At 70.8% G+C, this 21,031-nt stretch carries 20 protein-coding genes; 11 read left to right on the forward strand and 9 right to left on the reverse strand.

The genetic code is table 11. The features are described 5' to 3' along the window. The 4 genes from ACFXOM_RS00005 to sbnA all read left to right on the forward strand — a co-directional run. On the forward strand, positions 1-899 hold an 899-nt coding region (locus ACFXOM_RS00005), incomplete at its 5' end, for a thioesterase II family protein (RefSeq protein WP_385036629.1). A 36-nt stretch (positions 900-935) separates the two neighbouring features. After that, entirely contained in the window at positions 936-1,961 is a 1,026-nt protein-coding gene (locus tag ACFXOM_RS00010) for a TauD/TfdA family dioxygenase (protein ID WP_385036631.1), read from the forward strand. Then, entirely contained in the window at positions 1,958-3,058 is a 1,101-nt protein-coding gene (gene sbnB / locus ACFXOM_RS00015; protein ID WP_385036633.1) for a 2,3-diaminopropionate biosynthesis protein SbnB, read from the forward strand. Before ACFXOM_RS00010 ends, sbnB begins: the two co-directional genes overlap by 4 nt. Before the next feature lie 262 nt (positions 3,059-3,320). Continuing rightward, positions 3,321-4,370, forward strand: a complete 1,050-nt coding sequence (gene sbnA, locus ACFXOM_RS00020) for a 2,3-diaminopropionate biosynthesis protein SbnA (RefSeq protein ID WP_384942991.1) — start codon at positions 3,321-3,323, stop codon at positions 4,368-4,370. 611 nt (positions 4,371-4,981) lie between these two features. Here sbnA and ACFXOM_RS00025 read toward each other — a convergent pair. After that, entirely contained in the window at positions 4,982-5,362 is a 381-nt protein-coding gene (locus ACFXOM_RS00025; protein WP_384942989.1) for a nuclear transport factor 2 family protein, read from the reverse strand. An 82-nt stretch (positions 5,363-5,444) separates the two neighbouring features. Here ACFXOM_RS00025 and ACFXOM_RS00030 point away from each other — a divergent pair, with 82 nt between their 5' ends. Beyond that, entirely contained in the window at positions 5,445-6,038 is a 594-nt protein-coding gene (locus tag ACFXOM_RS00030; protein ID WP_384942987.1) for a TetR/AcrR family transcriptional regulator, read from the forward strand. A gap of 270 nt (positions 6,039-6,308) precedes the next feature. Here the strand turns inward: ACFXOM_RS00030 and ACFXOM_RS00035 are convergent, their stop codons facing one another. Next, a complete protein-coding gene (locus ACFXOM_RS00035) occupies positions 6,309-6,848 on the reverse strand; it encodes a transglycosylase SLT domain-containing protein (protein WP_384942997.1) in 540 nt (179 codons plus the stop codon). Between the two features lie 558 nt (positions 6,849-7,406). On the opposite strand from ACFXOM_RS00035, the gene thrS reads away from it, so the two are divergent. Both thrS and ACFXOM_RS00045 read left to right on the forward strand, forming a co-directional pair. Continuing rightward, a complete protein-coding gene (gene thrS / locus ACFXOM_RS00040; protein WP_385036635.1) occupies positions 7,407-8,669 on the forward strand; it encodes a threonine--tRNA ligase in 1,263 nt (420 codons plus the stop codon). Between the two features lie 111 nt (positions 8,670-8,780). Beyond that, on the forward strand, positions 8,781-9,611 hold the full coding sequence (locus ACFXOM_RS00045; RefSeq protein WP_384942984.1) for a hypothetical protein: 831 nt from the start codon (positions 8,781-8,783) through the stop codon (positions 9,609-9,611). 61 nt (positions 9,612-9,672) lie between these two features. On the opposite strand, the gene ACFXOM_RS00050 is transcribed toward ACFXOM_RS00045, so the two are convergent. Further along, complete coding sequence (locus ACFXOM_RS00050) at positions 9,673-10,758, reverse strand: mandelate racemase/muconate lactonizing enzyme family protein (RefSeq protein ID WP_384942982.1); 1,086 nt, start codon at positions 10,756-10,758, stop codon at positions 9,673-9,675. Positions 10,759-10,866: 108 nt separating this feature from the next. Then, positions 10,867-12,105 (reverse strand): hypothetical protein, encoded by a 1,239-nt coding sequence (locus ACFXOM_RS00055; protein WP_385036637.1) that lies wholly within the window; start codon positions 12,103-12,105, stop codon positions 10,867-10,869. A gap of 136 nt (positions 12,106-12,241) precedes the next feature. On the opposite strand from ACFXOM_RS00055, the gene ACFXOM_RS00060 reads away from it, so the two are divergent. Genes ACFXOM_RS00060 through ACFXOM_RS00070 form a run of 3 tightly spaced genes read left to right on the forward strand, consistent with a single transcriptional unit; the run spans position 12,242 to position 14,891 of the window. Beyond that, a complete protein-coding gene (locus tag ACFXOM_RS00060) occupies positions 12,242-13,369 on the forward strand; it encodes a DegT/DnrJ/EryC1/StrS family aminotransferase (protein ID WP_384942978.1) in 1,128 nt (375 codons plus the stop codon). Then, entirely contained in the window at positions 13,366-14,142 is a 777-nt protein-coding gene (locus ACFXOM_RS00065) for a hypothetical protein (RefSeq protein ID WP_384942977.1), read from the forward strand. Before ACFXOM_RS00060 ends, ACFXOM_RS00065 begins: the two co-directional genes overlap by 4 nt. Further along, on the forward strand, positions 14,142-14,891 hold the full coding sequence (locus tag ACFXOM_RS00070) for an amidohydrolase family protein (RefSeq protein WP_384942975.1): 750 nt from the start codon (positions 14,142-14,144) through the stop codon (positions 14,889-14,891). Before ACFXOM_RS00065 ends, ACFXOM_RS00070 begins: the two co-directional genes overlap by 1 nt. Before the next feature lie 99 nt (positions 14,892-14,990). Here the strand turns inward: ACFXOM_RS00070 and ACFXOM_RS00075 are convergent, their stop codons facing one another. Beyond that, on the reverse strand, positions 14,991-15,278 hold the full coding sequence (locus ACFXOM_RS00075) for a zinc ribbon domain-containing protein (protein ID WP_384942973.1): 288 nt from the start codon (positions 15,276-15,278) through the stop codon (positions 14,991-14,993). A gap of 15 nt (positions 15,279-15,293) precedes the next feature. Next, positions 15,294-16,259 (reverse strand): dihydrodipicolinate synthase family protein, encoded by a 966-nt coding sequence (locus ACFXOM_RS00080; protein WP_384945097.1) that lies wholly within the window; start codon positions 16,257-16,259, stop codon positions 15,294-15,296. Positions 16,260-16,339: 80 nt separating this feature from the next. On the opposite strand from ACFXOM_RS00080, the gene ACFXOM_RS00085 reads away from it, so the two are divergent. After that, a complete protein-coding gene (locus tag ACFXOM_RS00085; RefSeq protein WP_384942970.1) occupies positions 16,340-17,323 on the forward strand; it encodes an LLM class flavin-dependent oxidoreductase in 984 nt (327 codons plus the stop codon). Positions 17,324-17,474: 151 nt separating this feature from the next. Here the strand turns inward: ACFXOM_RS00085 and ACFXOM_RS00090 are convergent, their stop codons facing one another. From ACFXOM_RS00090 to ACFXOM_RS00100, 3 genes are read right to left on the reverse strand one after another with little or no spacing between them, the layout of a single operon-like run. Next, positions 17,475-18,293 (reverse strand): carbohydrate ABC transporter permease, encoded by an 819-nt coding sequence (locus ACFXOM_RS00090; protein ID WP_384942968.1) that lies wholly within the window; start codon positions 18,291-18,293, stop codon positions 17,475-17,477. After that, positions 18,293-19,276 carry a carbohydrate ABC transporter permease gene (locus ACFXOM_RS00095; RefSeq protein WP_384942966.1) on the reverse strand — a complete coding sequence of 328 codons (984 nt, stop codon included), beginning with the start codon at positions 19,274-19,276 and terminating at the stop codon, positions 18,293-18,295. The genes ACFXOM_RS00090 and ACFXOM_RS00095 overlap by 1 nt, the downstream gene beginning before the upstream one ends. Continuing rightward, positions 19,273-20,538, reverse strand: a complete 1,266-nt coding sequence (locus tag ACFXOM_RS00100; protein ID WP_384942964.1) for an ABC transporter substrate-binding protein — start codon at positions 20,536-20,538, stop codon at positions 19,273-19,275. Before ACFXOM_RS00100 ends, ACFXOM_RS00095 begins: the two co-directional genes overlap by 4 nt. Between the last annotated feature and the right edge of the window lie 493 nt (positions 20,539-21,031).

Here is a 21,031-nt window from a genome sequence, read left to right on the forward strand (position 1 = left end):
CCGCCGTCAAACTCGCCATCACCCTCGACCGCGCCATCTCCCTCAAAGACGTCACCCGCCACCCCCACCTCACCGACCTCGCCCAACTCATCGACAACAGGTCCCGTCAGCAGACCGGAGGACTGTTGCAACCACTGTCCGAGCCGGGCGAGGAAGCCCGGACCACGGCGCTGGTGTGCTTCCCCTACGCCGGTGGCAACGCGGTCAACTTCCAGCCCCTGGCCAAAGCGCTCCAGGCCGGCGGTCCCGCGGTCTACGCCGTCGAGCTGCCCGGTCACGACGTGACCGCGGAGAGCGAACCGTTCGCCTCGACCGAGCAGATCGTGGAGGAGGTCGTCGCGGAAATCTCCCGGCTCGGCCTGACCCGGGTCCTGCTGTGGGGCCACTCCTCGGGCACGGCTCCCGCGGTGGCGACGGCGAGGAAGCTGCTGGAGCAGGGGATCGTCGTCGAACACGTCTTCCTCGCCGCGCAGCTCCTCGGTGATGCCGCTGAACGACGCGCCGCGGTCGGCGAATTGACCTCGCGCGGGGACGCCGACATCACCGCGGCGCTGAGTGGGGACAGTGGGTACACCGGCCTCGCGGAGCTGGAGCCACAACACGCCGAGCGCGTCGGCGCCGCGTACCGGCACGACTGCGTGTCCGCACACCGCTACTTCGTCGGCGTGCTCGAAGAACCACCTGCGGTGAGACTGCCGGTGCCCATCACCGTGGTCGTCGCCGCGGACGACCCGATCACCGCGGAATTCCGCAACCGGCACGGCGACTGGGAACTCCTGGCCGAACGTGTCCACCTCCACGAACTCCCCGACGGGGGCCACTACTTCCTGCGTACCCGTCCGGCCGAGGCGGCCAAGGCCGTGCTGCACGCCGCCGAACGGCCGGCTCGCGAGGCGTGACCGCTTGCCGGTCAGCACAACCGAAAGGAACACGAGATGTCGTCCTCATCCCCGGCGTCCTTGCTCGATCTGGATCTGCAGCCCGGTAAGCCACCGATGCTGCGGGTGCAGACTCCCGGTGACGCGTCGAGTTGGGCGGCGGAGTGCCGGGAGGCGTTGCGCGCTCTGGTCAGGGAGCACGGATCGGTGCTCGTGCGCGGTCTGGGGCTGTCCGACCCGGCGCAGGCGGGGGCGGTCTTCACCCGGCTGGCCGACGAGCTGATGACCGAGCGGGAGGCGTTCGCGGCCCGGGAGAAGTACGCCGACGGCGTCTACTCCTCCTCCGCGTGGCCGGCGAACCAGCCGATGTGCATGCACCACGAGCTCAGCTACACCCTTCAGTTCCCCGGGCTGATGATGTTCGCCTGCCTCCAGGCCCCCACCAGCGGCGGAGCCACCGCCATCGCCGACGCAGCCGCCGTCCTGGAGGCCCTGCCCAGCGACATCGTCCAGCGCTTCGAACGCGAGGGCTGGCTACTGACCCGCTCCTACAACGACGAGATCGGCGCCTCCATCGCCGACGCCTTCGGCACCGACGACCACGCCCACGTCGAGGAATACTGCCGCACCAACGCCATCGCCCACCACTGGCAGGACGACGCCACCCTGCGCACCCGACAACGCCGCAGCGCCGTCATCCACCACCCCACCACCAGACAACGCTGCTGGTTCAACCAGATCGCCTTCCTCAACGAATGGACCATGGCCGAGGAAGTCCACGAATACCTCACCGACGTCTACGGCTCCGACGGCCTGCCCTTCAACACCCGGTACGGCAACGGCGACCCCCTCACCCGAGACACCGTCGACCTGCTCAACCGCATCTACCAGGACCACACCCGACGCGAACCCTGGCAGAACGGCGACCTCATGCTCGTCGACAACATCCGCACCGCCCACAGCCGCGAACCCTACGAAGGCGACCGCACCGTCCTCGTCGCCCTCGCCGACCCCGTCCACCTCACCGACTGCTCACCCACCGTCGAAGTCACCACCGACCACAACGAGGTGAGCCCCCGATGACCGCCCACCCCACCACAGCCACCCGCACCGCGACGACCACGCCCAGCACCTGGCAGCACCCCCTGGCCCGACCGCAGCACGTGCCGTCCTTCGCCGTCATCTCGGGTGCCCAGGTCCAACGGGCACTCGCCGGCCGGGAGAAGCAGGTCCTGGAACTCGTCGAAGCGACCTACCGCCTCCACGGCGCCGGCAGCTCCGTCAACCCACCGTCCTACTTCCTGCGCTTCCCCGACCGACCGACCGACCGCATCATCGCCCTCCCCGCCTCGCTCGGCGGAGACAACCACGTCGACGGCATCAAGTGGATCTCCAGCTTCCCACGCAACGTCGGCGCCGGAATCCCCCGCGCCTCCGCCGTGCTGATCCTCAACGACCACGACACCGGCTACCCCTTCGCCTGTCTGGAAAGCTCCATCATCAGCGCGACCAGGACCGCCGCTTCAGCCGCCCTCGCCGCCGACCGTCTCAGCCGCAACCGCCGACGCCCCACCCGTGTCGGATTCTTCGGCACCGGTCTCATCGCCCGCTACATCCACACCTATCTCACCGCCACCGGCTGGTCCTTCGACGACATCGGAGTCCACGACCTCTCGCCCGACAGCGCCGCCGGATTCCGCTGCTACCTCGAACAATCCGGCACCGCCGGACGGGTCACCGTCCACGACAGCGCCGAAGAACTCATCCGCGTGAGCGACCTCGTCGTCTTCGCCACCGTCGCCCCGGAACCCCACGTCTCCGAGCGGACGTGGTTCGCCCACAATCCGCTCGTCCTCCACATCTCCCTGCGTGACCTCGCGCCGGAAATCCTCCTCGACGCCACCAACATCGTCGATGACGTCGAGCACTGTCTCAAGGCCAACACCTCCCCCCACCTGGCCGAACAGCTGGCGGGCAACCGCGACTTCCTCCACGGCACCCTCAACGACGTGATCACGGGCAGAACCACGCCGCCCGCCGACCGTCCCCTGATCTTCTCCCCCTTCGGCCTCGGCGTCCTCGACCTGGCCGTCGGCAAGTACGTCTACGACGAGACGGCCCGCTCGGAACGTCTGCAGATCGTCGAGGACTTCTTCCACGAGTTGCGCCGGCACGGCTGAGCGGATGCGGAATCCGCCCGCCTGTCCCGGCGCCGCGGCACCGACCGACACGGACGAACGGAGGTTCGGACAGGACAACCCACCGATGAGAGAAGACCGATCAAGACGCCGCAGTTCAGAACACCTGACGACGCGGTCGCTGACGCAGGGCTCCCCCGCCTGGCCTGGTTGGACACAGGGACTCGCACCGAAGAGCGTGAAGCCCGCCCCCACGGTCGGACGGACGTTCCGCAAGCGCCCTGCTGCAGATGAGGAGGCCATCGTGCCAGTCATATCCGTTCCCTACGCCTTCAACGAGGAGCAGCTCTACATCGACCTCCGGACGGTGTTCGAGCACCCGCTGTTCCTGAAATGCGAGGGCTTCAACTTCGCCGGCTCGATCAAGCTGAAAGCCGCGGTCGAAATGGTGGAGACGGCAGAACGGGACGGAGTCCTGACGCCGGAATCGATCATGGTCGAGTCCTCGTCCGGAAACCTCGGCGTGGCGCTGGCCATGATTGCCGCGAGCAAGGGCTACCGGTTCCTCTGTGTGACGGACTCGCGCTGCAACCTGTCGACCAGGCTGATGATGGAAGCGCTGGGCAGCCAGGTGCACGTCATCGCCGGACACGAGGCCAACGGGAGCTTCCTGGGCGCCCGGATCGAGTACGTGCGCGCGCTGTGCGCCTCCGACCGGAGATACGTATGGCTGAGCCAGTACACCAACCCGAGCAACTGGAAGGCGCACTACCGCAGGACGGCACCCGAGATAGCCCGCCAGTTCCCGCAGCTGGACGTGCTGTTCGTCGGCGCCGGCACCACCGGGACCCTGATGGGCTGCGCCCGCTGGTTCCGCGAGTGGCACCGGCCGGTACGCATCGTCGCGCTGGACAGCGTGGGTTCGGTGAGCTTCGGCGGTCCCCCGGGGCGTCGGATGATCCCTGGCCTGGGCATGAGCATCCGCCCGCCGCTGCTCGACGAGTCCTACGTGGACGAGGTCGTGCGCGTAGAGGAGGTGGACACCATCCGCGCCTGCCACCAGCTGGCCAGACGGGGCTTCCTCTTCGGCGGGTCCACCGGCACCGTGGTCAGCGGTGCGATGAGCTGGCTCGCCCAGCACGACACACGGGACATCACCGCGGTCGCCATCGCCCCCGACTTCGGCGAGCGGTACCTCGACACCATCTACCAGGTCAACTGGCTGCAGGACATCTACGGTGACGACGTGCTCCGGCCCTACGGCCCGACCGTCGACTCGCAGGCTGCGTGCCCCGCGCCTCCCCCCGGGCAACCCCCCGATAGCCCCGTGGAGCGGCCCCAGCGGTGGTGGTAGGTGTCCCCACCCGCGCAGCCGGAACCCGAACCCGAACTGCGCCGACGCACCGCCGGCCCCGCCCGGACACGAGACGCGGGAGGACCCCTTGAACCCAAGGCGGCGATCGCCGCGGGCGGGGTCCTCGGCTGCGCAGCAGGAACAGCCGGGGCAGCGGTGTGCCGCGAGGAGTCTGCGGGCGCTCGCCGAGGGTCACCTGCCCCGGGCCCGGGTTCGCTTCGTGCGGGTCGCCGGCCGTCACATCGCGCTGCGTGGCCGAGCGGGGGCCTGGAAGGAGATGCGCATGAGACCGCCACGTGGTCGCTCTCCGCAGTTCACGGCTGCGGACAGTGCCAGTCGCCCTGTGACCGAAGGAGTGTGCTGCCGGTCATGTGATGGGCGGTGTGGTTGTGGCGCCGCTGGAGCGGACGACGTATCCGCGGTTCGCACAGATCGTCTCCGAGCGCGAGCTGGCGCAGTCGATGGGCGCACGGCTGCTGTCGCGACGCCGACTGCGGCCCTTCTCGCAGTGCTGGACACGGCTCGAAGTCCAGCGCTGCCAGGGCTGGAGCCTCATGGCGCATCGCCCTGCAGCGTTCCGACCGGTGGAGCCGGCACCGCACAGGGTGGCACTAGTGCTCCGTCGGATCGGCAGTCGGAAAGTCCCCGAAGAAGCCGTCGATGCGTTCGATCCGCCCGGAGGCGTCGACGGTCGTGACGTCCATGCCGCTCACCGCGACCCGGCCGTCGATGCGCACCTCCCAGCGGTAGCGGTACCGCCGGTTGTGCCCGTCGATCCCGCTGACCCTGCCGTACGTGGCGCCGGGCGTCTTCACGCGTGCGTCGCGGATCATGTCCTCGAGCTGGTCGAGACCCGTGGTCGTGTTCGCCGGATCGACAAAGAGGACGTCCCTGCTCGCGGCGAGGTCGAGGTGGCCGCGAATGCGGTCGGGGTCCTGCTCGTTCCAGGCCGCCAGGTAGTGGGTGAAGACCTCAGGCACAGCAGTGCTCATTGCACTCCTCCATTTACAGACTGCTTGTCGGTAATGCCGACCCGGATGGTAATTACCGACAGCCGGTCTGTAAAGTGAAGGCATGGCGACCCAGGAAGAGCGAAGGCGGATCACGCGACGCAAGATCATGGACGCGGCGCGGGACCTGTTCGTCCGCCGGGGCATCGAAGCGACGACGACGGAAGCACTCCTGGGAGCGGCCGGTGTCAGCAGGGGCGCCATGTATCACCACTTCGACTCCCGCGAGGACCTGGTCGCAGCCGTGTACGAGGAAGAGGCCGCAGCCGCGATCGCCCGCGCCGCTGACGGGATGCCGGAGGGCGCGTCCCGCGAGCGGCTGATTACCGGTTGTCTCGCGTGGTTGGACCAGGTGAGCCAGCCCGAGACGGCCCGCATCCTCATCGAGGACGGCCCTGCCGCGCTGGGGTGGCGGCGCTGTCGGCGCATCGAGGAGCAGTACAGCCTCGGACGGGTCAGGGCCGAGTTGCAGCGAGCCGTCGACACCGGGGAGATCCGTGTCGCCTCGGTCGAACTCACCGCGCGCCTGATGAATGCGGTGGTGGGTGAGGCGGCGCTCGTCGTGGTCGGCGCGAACGACCGGGCGAAGGTCCGCGCGGATGTCGAAGCCACGCTCCGCGCCCTGCTGTCGGGTCTCACACCTCCGTCGAAAACGTGATCATCGCGTTCCGGCGCGCCCGGATAGCCGAGGCCATCTCAACCCCATCCAGCAAGACTGCCCTGACCAGCGAAGCCACCGCCGCACAAGGGCGCAACCTCAGGCGCGGGAGGACACTTCCGTGGCCCCAGGGACCCGAGATCGCACGCCGGGAGACTCACCGTGAGCACCCGGCCGGCAGGGCGTCGCGGGCCCCTTGAACTGTTGCGCCGCCACGGTGCGTTTGCGTCGCCGTGGCGTGCCGCGCCGGCGAGCTCCCTGCGCGACGGCTCAGTAGGCCGAGTCGACGTTGTCGATGGAACCGTAGCGGTCGGCGGCGTAGTTGGCGGCCGCGGTGATGTTGGCGACCGGGTCGGTCAGCTCGTGCGCGGTGCCCTTGACGTGGTAGGCCTCGAAGGTCGGCTTGATGACCTGGAGCAGACCCTTGGACGGCGTGCCGTTCTGGGCGTTGACGTCCCAGTTGTTCTGGGCCTTCGGATTGCCGCCGGACTCGCGCATGATGTTGCGGTGCAGGCCTTCGTAACTGCCCGGGATGCCCTTGGACTTCATAATGTCCAGCGACTCGCGGATCCAGCCGTCGAGGTTGTCCGGGTAGGACTTCTTGGCCTTCTCGGCCTTCTTCGCGGGGTCGGCCTTGTCCACAGCCGCCTTCGCCGCCGTGGCACTCACGGCCGCCGGCTGGGCGGCGTGGGCGGACGAGGAGGCCAGCGTCAGGGCCGCTGCCGCGGCACCCGCGGTGGCGACGCCGGCCACCGACAGTCGGCGGAGGCGGGCGATGCGGCTGGTGCTGGTCTTGGCGTACGCGGTCATACGGATGAGAGCTCCCGTGGGGACGTCATGGAGGGAAGCCGGGCGGCAGGCGTGGCGGCCCGGTCGCCCGAGGACGTCAGCCATGGTTAGCGGGGACCGGAATCCAGCGCAAAGATGTGACGTACTACCCAACTACGGAGCAATGTCCGAAAAATACCTTCCTTTGCGCTTCCTCTCGGTTGCTCAAGGTTGCGACCACTACGACCCTCCTTAGGACGTGACCTGGCTCCTATGGGTCGGATCACATCTGAGGGGCGCTCCCCGACGAGCCGGGAGCGACGTGGACCACCGGGCTCGGGGACCGGCACACCGCCCGCTACCGCGACGCCTTCCCGGGCACCCCCGAAACAAATGCGTCGGCAAGCCCACCGGACCCGTTGTAGCGTGACCGCCATGAAGCGCGCCGCCATGACGACGACGCCGGAGAGTGTCCCGGCGCGCTGATCGACGACCTGATCCGAAGCCCTGGGGCGAGTGCCCCGGGGCTTCGTCACGGGGTGCCACCGGCCGGAGGCCGGGAGGCCGCCACTCGCCCCGCCCACCCCGCGAGGAGTCCCCGTGCACGACCGGCCCGAGCGCCACGACCACGCCGAAGCCCACGACCACCGCAGGCTCGGCCGTGAGCTGGACCTGTTCGACACCGACCCGCTGATCGGCGCGGGTCTGCCCTACTGGCTTCCCGACGGCGCGGCCGTACGGCACGCCCTGGAGGAGTACGTCCGCGAGGCGGAGCGGCGGGCGGGCTACCGCCACGTCCACTCACCCGTGCTCGGCAAGCGCGAGTTGTACGAGACCTCCGGCCACTGGACCCACTACGGCAACGACATGTACCCGCCGATGGACCTCGGCTCCGAACAGGTCGTCCTGCGCCCCAGCCTCTGCCCGCACCATGCGGTGATCTACCGCTCCCGGCCCCATAGCCACCGCGACCTGCCCCTGCGCATGGCGGAGCTCGGCGGCATGTACCGCTCCGAGCTCTCCGGCACCCTCGGCGGACTGACCCGAGTGCGGGCCATCCAACTGAACGACGCCCACGTCTTCTGCACCCCGGACCAGGTCGCCGAGGAGGTGCTGGCCGCGTTGGAGATGATCGTCCGGGCGTACGAGGTACTCGGCATCACTCCGGCCCGCTACCGGCTCTCGCTCCCGGGCCCCGGCGGGAAGTACGTCAGTGGCCCCGGCCTGTGGAAGCGGTCGACCGCACTGCTGACCGAGGCTCTGGAGCGCTCCGGCATCGTGTACGAGGCCGCGGAGGGCGAGGCCGCCTTCTACGGCCCCAAGATCGACGTGCAGGTCGCCGACGTCGCGGGCCGGGAGTCCACCCTGTCCACCGTCCAGGTCGACTTCCATCAGCCCGAGCGGTTCGACCTGCGCTACATCGGGGCGGACGGGGCGAAACACCGGCCGGTGATGGTTCACCGGAGCATCATCGGCAGCGTGGAGCGGGCCGTCGCCCACCTCATCGAGCGGCACGGCGGCTCCTTTCCGGCCTGGCTGGCCCCCGTCCAGGTGGCCGTCCTCCCGGTCGCGGACGAGCACTTGCCCGACGCCGCGGCGCTCGCCCACCGGTGCACCGCACTGGGGCTGCGCGCCGAGGTGGCCGGACCCGAACGCGGAACCCTCGCAGCCAGGATCCGGGGCGCCCGGCGGATCCCTTACCAGGCCGTCATCGGGACCAGGGAGGCCGCCGACGGCTTGGTAGCCCTGCGCCTGCGGGACGGACGCCGGCTCGATCCCCTGCCCGTCGGCGACGCCCTCGCCCGCATTGACGCGCTCGTTCGGGCGTACCGCACCACCTTGTGGGACGAAGTCGCCGCGTAGGCAACGACGACGCCGGGCGGACGGGCCCGGCGTCGCCCGGATCCGCACACTGGGGGATGATCTGCGGACACACGTTCGAGAAAATCGCCCGTTCGAGGAAGGGGAACAGGAATGGATGTCATCAGCGGCGAAGGTCGGGTGCTGTACGTGACCGACCTCTCCTACCCGGCACGCGGGCGCCGTTACTGCGACGAGGACATCCGGCTCACCGCCCGGCTCGGGCAGCGTCTCCCGCTCGCCTTGTGCCACCCGCGGGACGCGGCGACCCTCATGGACGCGTTCGACCTGGTCGTCGTCCGCAACAGCGGACCCGTCATGCACTACCGCGAAGCCCACGACGCGTTCCGGACCCGGGCGGCCGCCCGGGGCACACGGGTCTACAACCCGCTGACGGGCAAGGGCGACATGGCCGGCAAGGGCTATCTGAGGGAGCTGTACGCCGCCGGATACCCGGTGATCCCCACCGCTGACCGCGCCGCCGACCTCCAGCTGCTGCCGGACGCGGCCGAGTACGTGGTGAAGCCCGTACTCGGCGCCGACTCGGCCGGGCTGGAGTTCATCACGGGGGACGGCCTGGCCGCGGTCGACCTCGACGGCGTCCTCGTTCAGCCGCGGATCCGCTTCCGCTACGAGGTGTCGTTCTACTTCGTCGACCGCGCCTTCCAGTACGCGCTCCACGCCCCCCGCCCGGACCGGCGCTGGGAGCTGGAACGCTACCGGACGAACGGGGCGGACCTGGACTTCGCCCGGGCGTTCGTCGAGTGGAACGGGCTGGACTACGGGATCCAGCGGGTGGACGCCTGTCGGGACGAGGACGGGCGTCTGCTGCTGGTCGAATTGGAGGACCTGAATCCGTACCTCTCGCTGGATCTGCTCGACACGGAGACCCGTGAGTCGTTCGAGGGGGCCTTCGAGGAGTCCCTGCGCCGCGCGCTGGGATGAGCCCCCGGCGCGGCCCGCCCCCCCGCGGGCCGCCACCCGGCCGGTCCGGCGCGGCCCGTCGTCACAATGGGGTCAGCCGGTGTCCCAAGCCCGGTCGGTCCGGCAACTGGACGTGGCCGGTGCCCACCACGGAGGCGAAGGCTTCGGGCGCGAACGGCTCCTCGTCGACGAGCAACGGACCGACGAGGTCGGGCGGAACGGACGCGTGCGGCAGGGCCGCGGACAGATGGGCCGCCGCGAGGGTGGCCACCCCGAGCTCCGGCATCGTGCCGATCTTCACGGCGAGGCCCGCCGCCTCCGCGAGGGCAGCGATCTGGCGAGCCCGGTACAGGCCACCGACCTTGAGGATCTTGATGTTGAGGACGTCGGCGGCACCCCGGCGGACCAGCTCCAGGGCGTCGTGGAGTGACTGGAGCGACTCGTCGGCCATCACGCGCACGCCGCCGTGGATCCGCAGGGCGGCGAGCCCGGCGAGGTCCCAGCGGGGCAGGGGCTGCTCGATCAGGTCGAGTCCGGCGTCGGCGAGACGCCCGACCACGCGGCCTGCGCCGCCTGGCTCGTAGCCCTCGTTGGCGTCCAGGGAGAGCTCCACGGAATCGGGTACCGCCCGGCGCACGGCGGCGACGAGGTCCACGTCGCGGCGAGGGTCCGCACCGCCCTTGAGCTTGATGTGGCCGAAGCCGAGCCCCGCGTACCGGGCGGCTTCCGCGGCCATCTCGTCAGGAGTTCCGAGGCCGACGACCCAGGCGGTGGGGACCCGGCTGGTGACACCGCCACCGAGGAGCAGGTGGGCGGGCCAGCCTGCGACACGCGCGGCGAGGTCGTGGAGGGCGATGTCCAGGGCGGCCTTGGCGAGATGCTGCCCCCGGATGGCGGCGTCCATGGCCGCATGCGCACCGGCCACGTCCCGCGGGTCGCGGCCGACGAGGGCGGGCGCCGCGTGTTCGGTGACGGCGGCCTGCAACCCGGAGAGGGTCTCGCCGGTGTACGCGGTCATCGGGGACGCCTCGCCGAAACCGGAGTCCCCGTCCGTGGTGCGCACCTCGACGAGGAGACTGACGAGTTCGGGACTGGTACCGCTGCTGATCGTGAACGGGCGGAGATAGGGGGCGCGGACGACGCGGGTGTGGAACGAGGCGATCTTCACGCCGGGTTCAGCTCCTTCGGTTGCTGCGTTCCGGCCCGGGCCGCAACCTCCCCCCGCCATGGCGGCGCCGGACTTGGCGGCACCGGAGTCCCTGCGGCGCGGAACGGTTCACAGCCGGACCCGGTAGACGATCGGTGGCCGGCCGGTCCGTCCTTCCTGGCGGCTTCCGGTCGGGACGGCCACGCCCGCCCGTTCGAGCCGCTTGAGTATCCGCCGGGCCGTGCGCTGCTGCACGGACAGGTGCTCGGCGACGACGTGTGCGGTGAGGCCCTCCCCCGGGCCCGCCACAGCCAGTTCGCGCAGCCGGTCGAGAGTCTGCGGATTGATGCCCGCACGGCGGGCGAGCAGGGCCACGCCCTCGGGCCCGGCAGGCTCCTTCGGCGCGTCGCCGGTCGCGGGGTCGATGACGATGTCGACTTCGTCGGTCATCGAGACGACTCCCGCCGCGGCACCCACCGACCGTGCCTTGCCCAGGGCGCGGCGGGCGAGCGCCTCCGCCTCCGCGGCGGTGCGTCCGAGCCCGAACCCGATGTGCGCGGTGCCGTGCCGCGCGGCGAGGTCGTCGAGGAACGGGATGCGGGTGAACCGCTCAGTCACCTGCTCGAGGACACCGCGGGTGGTGACGACGAGCCGCTTGCCGTCCGGCAGGTCGGCGAGGCTGCCGCCGAGGACCGCGAGGTCCGCCGCCAGGCGCTGGTCGGTGCCGGGCAGGTCGATGATGCCGAGGGCGACTTGGGCGTCCCCACTGTGCTGCCCGGCGGTGGCCAGCACGAGTGCCTGCAGGGTGGCGAGGACCGAGTGCCGTGACGGCGCCAGCCGTACGGCGTGGGTCCGGTGCTCCAGTACCTGGAAGGCGGAGCCGAGGCAGGTGATCGCAACCCTCGACTCCTTGGTGTCGCGGGCGTCGAGGTGGAAGTCGACCAGGCCCTCGGAGGTGAGACCGGGCCGGTACGGCAGCACCTGCACGTGCTCGGTCGGCAACTTGGCCTCGGTGAGCGTCTCCAGCACCTCGTCGCGGCGCAAGGTGTCGATGGAGACGCGGGAGACGTCGTGGCCCAGGCGGAGCAACTCCACGAGGGCGCGCAACAGGGTGGCACCGTTGTAGGGGACGTACATCGCGGGGCGGTCGAGCAGGCCGGCCGCTGCGGCGAGGCTGTGCGGGACGACTCCGGTGAAGAGCAGTGCGTCCGCGACGGAGCGCGCGCGGGAGACGACGGCCACCGTCTCATCCTCGTGGCGGTAGGGCAGCGCCAGCAGCCGGGCCTGTCCGGACCGGCTGGCGACGCCCACCGCCACCGCCTTGTGGACCAGGTCCTCGGGGCCTATCACGCCGACCGTGAGCGGCATGGCCCGGCCTCCGTTCTCCTGAGGGGGACGACCGTCCGCCGGAACTGACGCCCGGTCGCCCGATTGACGGCCGATGACCGGAGTCCTAGTTTCGGCCCAGGCCGTAATCGTGTGCTGCCGAGAGGATAATCCCCCGATGCCGCAACGGGAAATGCCACTGCCCACCGTTCTCGATCCGCACGGCAGGACCTTCGGAGAGGAGGAGCGCGCGGCCCTGTTGCGCGTACTCGACTCGGCGGTGCTGTGCGGGGCCTTCGGTCGGGAGACCCGCGCCCTGGAGGCGGAGATGGCCGCGCTGTACGGCCGTGCCGCGGCCGTCTCGTCCAGCTCCGGAACGGCAGCGCTCCACCTCGCCGTCGCGGCGGCCGGCGCCGGCCCCGGGGACGAGGTCGTCACCACCCCCGTTTCCGACTTCGGCACCGTCGCACCGGTCCTCGCGCAGGGCGCCCGGGTGGTGTTCGCGGACGTGCGCCCCGACGACGGGAACCTGGACCCGGACGCCGTGGAGGCGGCGATCACCCCGCGCACGAAGGCGGTCGTCGCGGTCCACCTCTTCGGCGGGGCCGCGGACGTCGTACGGCTGCGGGAGATCTGCGACCGGCACGGGCTGCTGCTCATCGAGGACTGCGCGCAGGCCTGGCTCGGTGAGGACCCGTCGGGACGGTTGCTCGGCACCCGGGGGGACATCGCCTGCTTCAGCCTTCAGCAGTACAAGCACATCACGGCGGGCGACGGGGGTCTCAGCATCACGGACGACCCCGAACTGGCGCGCCGCATGAGGCTGTTCATGGACAAGGGCTGGGACCGTGCGGAAGGCCGCATCCACCGCACCATGGGCCTCAACTACCGGATGACGGAGCTCGTCGCGGCGGTCGCGCGCGTCCAGCTGACCAGGGTGGCCGACGTCGTACGGCTGCGGCGGGAACGGGCCGCCCGACTGGCCGCAGCGCTGGACGGACGGCCGGGCGGCCCCCGGATGCCCGGTCTGAGCGCCGGGCACGCCTGGTGGGTGGTGCCGCTGCTCGTCGACGACAACGCGCACTGGGCGAAGGAGCTCCAGGACGCGGGCGTCCCGGCGCTCGCCGGATATCTGGAGCGGCCCTTGTACGCCAATCCGGCACTGTCCGGCTATCCACCGGGGCTGTGTCCCCGGGCCGAGGAACTGATCGCGCGTACGCTGCTGGTGCTGCAGTGGAACGAGGCGTACACCGAAGGCGACGTGGACCGGATCGCCCGCGCGCTGGGCGAGGTGGGAGCACGATGAGCACGGACACGGCGGCCCCGCACGAGTGGCTGCGCGCGTACGACTGGCTGACCCCGGCCCCCCGGGAACACATCGGCTGGGACGTGGACGTGCTGTACGGCCCGTGGCCGCGGCACCACCGGGACACCGGGCTCGCCGAGGTGCGCACGCAGCTCGCCCGCTCCCCCGTCGCCGGTGCGCTGGCCCTGTCCACTCGCGGGGCGCTGTTCGACGACGGCGCAGGCAACGCGGAGACCCTGCGCGACCTCGCGGACTGCCCCGAGTTGCTGCCGGTGGGCACGGTGGACGTTCGGGACGCGTTGACCGCCGAGCGGAAGCTGGACGAACTCGACCGCGCCGGCGTGCGCTTCGTGCGGTTGTTCACGGTCGAGCAGGCGGCGGATCCCGGATTCCCCGGCTACCGGCACGTCGTGGCGCTCGCCCTGGCCAGGGGCATGGTGCTGCTGCACGACGGCGATCCGCGCCGCTACGGGCCGCCGCTCATGGACCGCGGCGCGGACGTGGTCTTCCTTGACCTGCACGCGTACCTGCTGGCTGACTTCCTCCTGATGGCGAGGGACGAGCCCGGTTTCCGCATCACCACGCGGATGCTGTCCGGGCCCGATTCGATCGAGCGGGTCGTCGGATCGGTGGGCGCCCGCCACCTCGTCTTCGGTTCGCGGGCGCCGTTCATGGACGTGTCGCCACCGGCACTGCGGCTGCGGTACGCGGACATCTCCGACGTCGACCGCGCCGCAATCGCCACCGGGAACGTCGAGGAGTTGCTGGCCTGATGCCGATCATCGATGTACACGCACACGTGGGGCGCTGGCAGTTCCACCTGACGTGCGGGGACGCTGACGACAACCTGCGGCTGATGGACCGGTACGGCATCGACCTGCAGTTGGTGTCCGCGTCGGAGGCGGTCGTGTACGACGCGGTCGCGGGCAACGCGGCGCTGCTGAAGGAGCTGGCGTGCCGACCCCGCCTGTACGGCTACGCGGTGGTGAACCCGAACCGGATCGAGGAGAGCGCCGCCGATCTCCGGCGCTGTCTGGACAGCGGACGGTTCGTCGGAGCGAAGATCCACACGCACTATCCGGGGCGGCTGCCCGGTTCACGGGAGATGGCGGAGGCGTTCGACGTGGTCGCCGAGGCGGGCGTCCCGCTGCTGCTGCACACCTGGGGTCGCGAGGTCACCCAGCTGCCCGCCATGGTGGAGGCCCGGCCGGGGCTACGGGTCGTCATGGGACACGCGGGCGGTGACGCGTGGCGCGAAGCGGCCCATGCCGCGGCGTCCTGCGACCGGCTGTATCTGGAGCACTGCCGCACGGCGCCGGACGCCGGCCGGATCGCGTACGCCCGGGCGGCGGGCGTTCCGGTGGAACGGATGCTGTTCGGAACGGATGCGACGCTCATCGACCCGTGTTGGTCGCTCGGAGTGCTCCGGGACGCGCGGTTCACCGAGGCGGAGCTGGACCGGGTGTTGTGGCGTAACGCTGCGGAGCTGTTCGGGCTGACGGTGTCACCTTCTCGGCCGTGAACTTCCTGGCCGAGCCTGCTGGCTCGGTCGTTCACACCTCGTCGCGCTCCCGACTGCCCTCTACGACAGGACGGTCACGGGTCGCATCTCCCTCTCCGGTCAGACCGGGTGTGGGACGGGCATGGTGACGAATGCCCACGCCGAGCGTGCACGGTCGCGCACGTTGACCGCGGCGACGACGTCGGCGGGCCCAGCGAGGCCGCACCGACGACAGCGGAAATGGTCCCGAGCGGGCCGGTCGACCCGCTCGGTGTGACCGCAGCGCGGACAGCGCTGGGAGGTGTAGGCCGCGCCCACTTCAAGGAACGGCACCCCGGCCTTACCGAGCCCCGTCCTGGCAGGCGGCGCTCCGCGCCGGACAAAGAATGCGGGCGGCACCCGGCGCATGGGAGGCGCTTCGCGCTACGGGCCGTCCGCGTGCTGCGCCAGGGCTTCCAGACAGGTGACCACGGCTTCCCGTTCGGACGAGGGAAGCCGTGGACCGTACGGATCGTGCGCCGCCTCCTCCGGGATGAGGCCCTCCCACGCCGCGGCCCACAGCATCCGCTGCACATAGCCCTCGATCGGGGCGCGGAAGGTGGCTGCGGCGAAGGCGTCGAGCCGGGCGGAGGCGCGGACGAACCCGCCGTGGTCCTCCGCGCGCCAGGCGTCGAGCACGGCGCTCGTCAGGGGCACCCGGGCCGCGGCGATGCCCACCAGCGCCGTGTCCGCGCCCCACATCAACGACGGGCCGAACATCCGGTCCTCACCGGTGATGACGAGCTTCCGGCCGGGGTGCGCCGCGCGGATGGCGTCCTGGCAGGCCACGGCACGGTCGAGGGTGGCGAGTTTGATCCCGGCGGACGCGGGGAGGGCGAGCAACCGGGTCACCAGCTGCGGGGAGTACGGATAACCGCCCGCCTCCCCGTGCAGGAGGAAGCCGAGCACGGGCAGGCCGCTCGCCGCGGCGACCTCCTCGTGCAGGGCGACCGCCGCTTCGTCGTCGCCGTCGAGCTGCGCGAGCGGATAGACCATGACGGCGTCGGCGCCGCCCTCGGCCGCCTGGACCGCCATGGCGACGGTCGCGTCCACGGCTGCGCGGAGGCCCGTCGCACGGACCGACCTCGGCACGCCCGCCCCCGCCACCAAGGGTCCGTCGACGGCCGCCCGCCACGTCTCGAGGACCCGCAGGCGGTCCGCTTCGCGGAGGTACAGCCCGCGGCCGGTGTGCGCCCAGACGGCGACACCGCCGATGGGGCCGGCGGCGACGCGCTCGGCGTAGCCGCGCAGCGCGTCCACGTCGACGACTCCGCCCGCATCCATGGGGGTCAGCACCGCGGGAAGGACCGTTCCGCGCAGCCGGCGCACCAGGTGGTCCGTCGCGGGCATGGGCGTCCCTCCCGTCTGTTGCGGTCGTGACCGCTACGCTAGCCTTTACGGCCCGGACCGTAAAGGAAGGGATCGCTGCGATGGCACAGCGCTCCGTGCGCCTCGGCCTGTACGTCAACCTCTATGCGTCCGGGGCGGACCGGCCTCGGCTCGCCGATGCGGTGGAGCAGGCCCGACTGGCGGAGCAGGCAGGTTTCTCCTGGGTGGTCCTCGGTGAACGCCATCTGCACCGCCCCGGGTACCACGAGGCGCTCACGTCCCTGACGTACCTCGCCGCGCACACCGAGCGGATCGGCCTGGCGACCGCCGGGCTCATCGCTCCCGTGTACCAGCCCGTGTGGCTCGCCGAGACCCTCGCCCACGTCGACGTGCTGTCCGGTGGGCGCCTCACCGCCGGCTTCGTGCTCGGGTACCGGCCCGAGGAGTTCACGCTGTTCGGCACGCAGCCCGAGGAGCGGGTGCCGCGGTTCGAGGAGTGCCTGGAGCTGCTCACCCGGCTGTGGACCGAGGACGACGTGTCGTACAAGGGGCGCTGGACCCGCGTGGAGGGCGCCTACCTCTCGCCGCGGCCGGTGCAGTCGCCCCGGCCGCGGATCTGGAACGGTGGCCGCGTCCCGGCCGCGTTGGAGCGCACGGCCAGGACGTGCGACGGCTGGACCACCTCGTTCAACGAGACGGACGCGGAGCTGCCGGACAAGATCCGTGCGTACCGGTCCTACCCGCGCGGCCCGCGCTCGCTGGGCGCGGAGGTCATCGTCTGCCGTGAGGGCTACGCTGCCGCGACGACGCAGGCGGCGCGCGCCGCGCTGGAGGAACCGCTGAGGGGCCTGTACGACGCGTACGGCGACTGGAAGCGCACCTCCGCGGACGCTGCGCGCTACGCCCAGCAGTGGGACGACATCGTGGCGCGGTCCGTGATCGGTTCCCGCGCGGAGTGCGCGGAACGGATCGAGGCGTACGCCCGGATGGGTGCGGACGGGCTGGTCCTCCGGGTGCAGCCGCCGGGCATGCCGCAGGCGGACGCACTGCGCGCCATCGAGGCGTTCGGCGAGCTCGCCGGCTGACGCACCGCCCCTGGGCGGAGCGCGCCGGTCACGGCGGTCGGCTGCGGTTCGGGGGCGGCGCGGTCGCCGACCGCCTCGACGGCCACTCGACGATGAGCTGCATCGCGGGTCACGGGTGAGTGCCCGCAGGGGCGACGGGCGCCAGCACCGGTCACGACGCGAGGCCGGAGGTGACGATCGAGTCGGTGAGGTAGCGCTGGAGCAGTCCGAAGACCAGCAGGCAGGGGATGACGGTGATGGTGGCGCCGGCCATGACCTGGTGGATCGTCACGATGTCTCCCTCCAGGGTGGCGAGGCCCACGGTGAGGGTGCGCATCTGCGCTGACTGCCCGATGACCAGCGGCCACAGGAAGTCGTTCCAGTGCCAGAGGAAGACGAAGACGCCGAGCGTGGCGAGGACGGGCCTGATCAGCGGCACCACGATCGTCGTGTAGACGCGCCACTCGGAGGCCCCGTCGATCTTCGCCGCCTCGAACAACTCGTCGGGCAGTTGCCTGATGAACTGCCGCATCAGGAAGACCGCCTGGGAGTTCGCGAGCGTGGGCACGATCAGCCCCCAGTACGTGTCGACGCCCCCGAGCTCCGAGACCAGGATGAAGTAGGGGATCAGGGTCGCCTGGAAAGGCACCATCAGCGTCGCCAGGAACGACCAGAAGAGCACCTCGCGACCGGGGAAGCGCTTCTTGGCGAACGCGTAACCGGCCATGGAGGCGAACAGCAGGATGAGCAGCACCGACACCAGCGAGTAGATCAGGGAGTTGACCGCCCAGCGGGTGATGTCGGCGCCCGCGAGGACGTCGGAGAAGTTGGCGGACGTGGCCCGGGCGATGTCGAACGCACCCGGCAGGGTCTGCCCCCCGGGGGGCGCGAACGCCACGAGCACCATGACGGCGAAGGGGGTGACGGTCACCAGCGCGACCAGCACCAGCAGGACGGGAAGCCCGAGCCGGGCCGCGGAACGCGCCGCCATCAGTCGGTGTCCCTTCCGATGAGCCTGCGCTGGATGAGCGAGAAGACGAGGACGACGAGGAAGAGGACCAGGCCGATGGCGCTCGCGTAACCGAAGTCGAAGAACTTGAAGCCGGAGTCGTAGAGGAAGTACACGAGCGAGTAGCTGGCCCGCACGGGCCCGCCAGCGGTCATGACGTACATCGCGTCGAAGACCTGGAAGGCCTGGATCGCCTCGATGACGAGGACGAAGAAGAGGACCGGTCGCAGTAGGGGCAGGGTCACCCAGCGGAAACGCTGCCAGCCGTTCGCGCCGTCGATCGTGGCGGCTTCGTTGACCTCGCGCGGAATGGACTGCAGCCCGGCGAGGAGGATGAGCATGGAGTAGCCGAAACCCTTCCAGGCCGATGCGGCGGCGATGGACGGCAGGACCAGGGAATCCGAGCCGAGGAAGTCGACGGGGCCGATGCCGATGACGCCGAGGGAGGCGTTGAGCAGACCGTCCTCGACGTTGTAGATCCACTTCCAGACGACGGCGGCCAGCACGACGCTGGTGACGTAGGGCAGGAAGAACAGGCCGCGGAAGAATCCGCGCGCCCAGACGGTGCGGTGCAGCAGCACGGCGGTGCCGAGGGCCAGCGCGACGGTCATGGGCACGTACAGCGCGGTGTAGACGGTGGTGACGCCGAGGCTCTCCCAGAAGACGTCGTCGTGCAGCAGGCGGACGTAGTTCTCGGCGCCGATGAAGGTCCATGCGCCGCTGAGCCGGTAGTCGGTCAGCGAGAGGAACGCGGCACCGAGGGTCGGCCCGAAGCGGAAGACGGCGAACAGCACGAGCATGGGTGCGACGAAGGCGAGGCCGGTGAGGGCCTCGTGCCGTCGCCGCGCCCTGCGGCGCCTGCCGCTTCCGCCGGGCGCGCCGGTGCGTGGCGCGTCGCGAGCGGTCCCGCCCTCGTCGGGCAGGCCCTCGTCCGGTGCGAGCTCGTCGGCGGCGACCTTGCTCAACGCTGACGCGCCAGCAGGTCGTTGGCCTCCTCGGCGGCGGCGTCCAACGCTTCCTTGGGACTCTTCTTCCCGGTGAGCGCGGCCTGGATCTGCGGGCTGATCAGCGCCATCAGCTGGCGGGCCGCGGGATGGGGCTCGCCGGGGAAGGTGTGCGTGAGGGCTTCCCGGTACTCCTCGGCGAAGGTGCCGCCGCCCGGAACGGTGACGTCCGCGCGGGGCGAGAAGAACCCGCCCGCCTTGCCCATGGACTCGATCTGTGCCGGCTCGATCATGTAGGCGAGGAACTTCTCGGCGCCCGCCACGTTGCGGGAGCGGGCGTTGATGCCCAGCCCACCCGGAATCCCGAAGCAGACCTGCTTCTTCGGACCGGTGAGCGCGGGACCGACGATCACGTTGCCCTTGCCCCAGGCCTTCTCGGCGAGGGCCGCGTCGGCCGGGGTGTTGGTGAATCCCATGGCCACCTGCTGCTTGCCGAGCGCCTGGTCGGTGAAGAGGTTGGCGTTGGTCATCGCCGACTTCGGTACGGCACCGCTTTTGTAGAGGTCGACGAGGAAGCTGAGCGCCTCGACACCCTCGGCCCCGTTGAACGCGGCCTTCTTACCGCTGTCGTCGAACACCCGTCCGCCCGCCTGCCACAGCAGCGGGTAGAAGCTCATGTTGAGCGATGCCTCGTTGCTGGCCGAGTAGTCGAGGGTGGTCGCACCGGTCTGCTTGAGCCGCGGGGCGGCCGCCGTGATGGCGTCCCAGCTCGTCGGCGGCACGCTGATACCGGCCTTGGCCAGCAGCTTCTTGTTGTAGAGCGTGCTGGTGACAGTGTGGTAGATGGGTGCCGCGTAGAGCTTCCCGTCCTGGGTCATGGCCTCCAGGGCGGCGGGCCGGAATGCGCTCTTGGCGTCGGCGATCGCCCTGTCGACGGGCAGCAGCGCCCCGCTCGCCTGGTACTGGGGGATCTGGTCGGGGTTCAGCAGGACGACGTCGGGGCCTTTGCCGCTGCCGAAGGCCGTTGCGAGCTTCTGGTCCCTGTTCTCCCAGGGGAGCTGCTCGATGGTGAGGTCGACGCCCTTCTCCTTCGCCTCGAAGCCCTTCTCGATGCCGTCCCAGTACGCCGCGTTGGCCTTCGGATCCATGATCACCGGGTACATCCAGACGGTGACGGTCTTCGAGGCGTCGTCACTGCCGCCACCGCCGCAGCCGACGGCCGTGAGGGTGGTGAGCGTGAGGAGGGCGAGAGGAGCGGTGGCGCGCTGGAACCCTGTCTTCATGGGGGCCTCCGGAAGCCCTGGGGACCTGGGGAAACGAGCGAAGAGCCCGACACTTTCGGCCTGGGCCGAAAGTAACCGGGCTGTTTTGGGCTGTCAATGCTCCCTCAAGCCCTCACCCGCGGAGGGGTGCGGACTTCGGCCGAAGGGCGTAGCGACGCCCGTCGACGCGACCCCGTCCCGCACCCCGGGAGCCCCGCCATTCGGGTGACGAGGTGCCCCGCGCTCCGGGAGGCGCGGCTCCCGCCGGGCCGGCAGGAAGCCGCGGCCCGCCGGCACCCACCCGTACCTGGCCACGCACCCGCTGCCGTCCGTCCGAGGGGGCGGCGCGCCCCGCCTCTCCGCCCTGCCGCGGCGGGCGGATGAAGGCCGCACGTGCAGGCAGGGCAGTGCGCCTGACGGGGCTTCACGGACGACTGGGGAGCCGTCCCGCCGTCCGACCGGTGGCGGCACGAGGGCAGGCACAAGCACGGATCGGCACCGGTCGGCGGGGCCG

The sequence above is a fragment of the Streptomyces sp. NPDC059169 genome (assembly GCF_042755225.1).
Classification (GTDB): domain Bacteria; phylum Actinomycetota; class Actinomycetes; order Streptomycetales; family Streptomycetaceae; genus Streptomyces.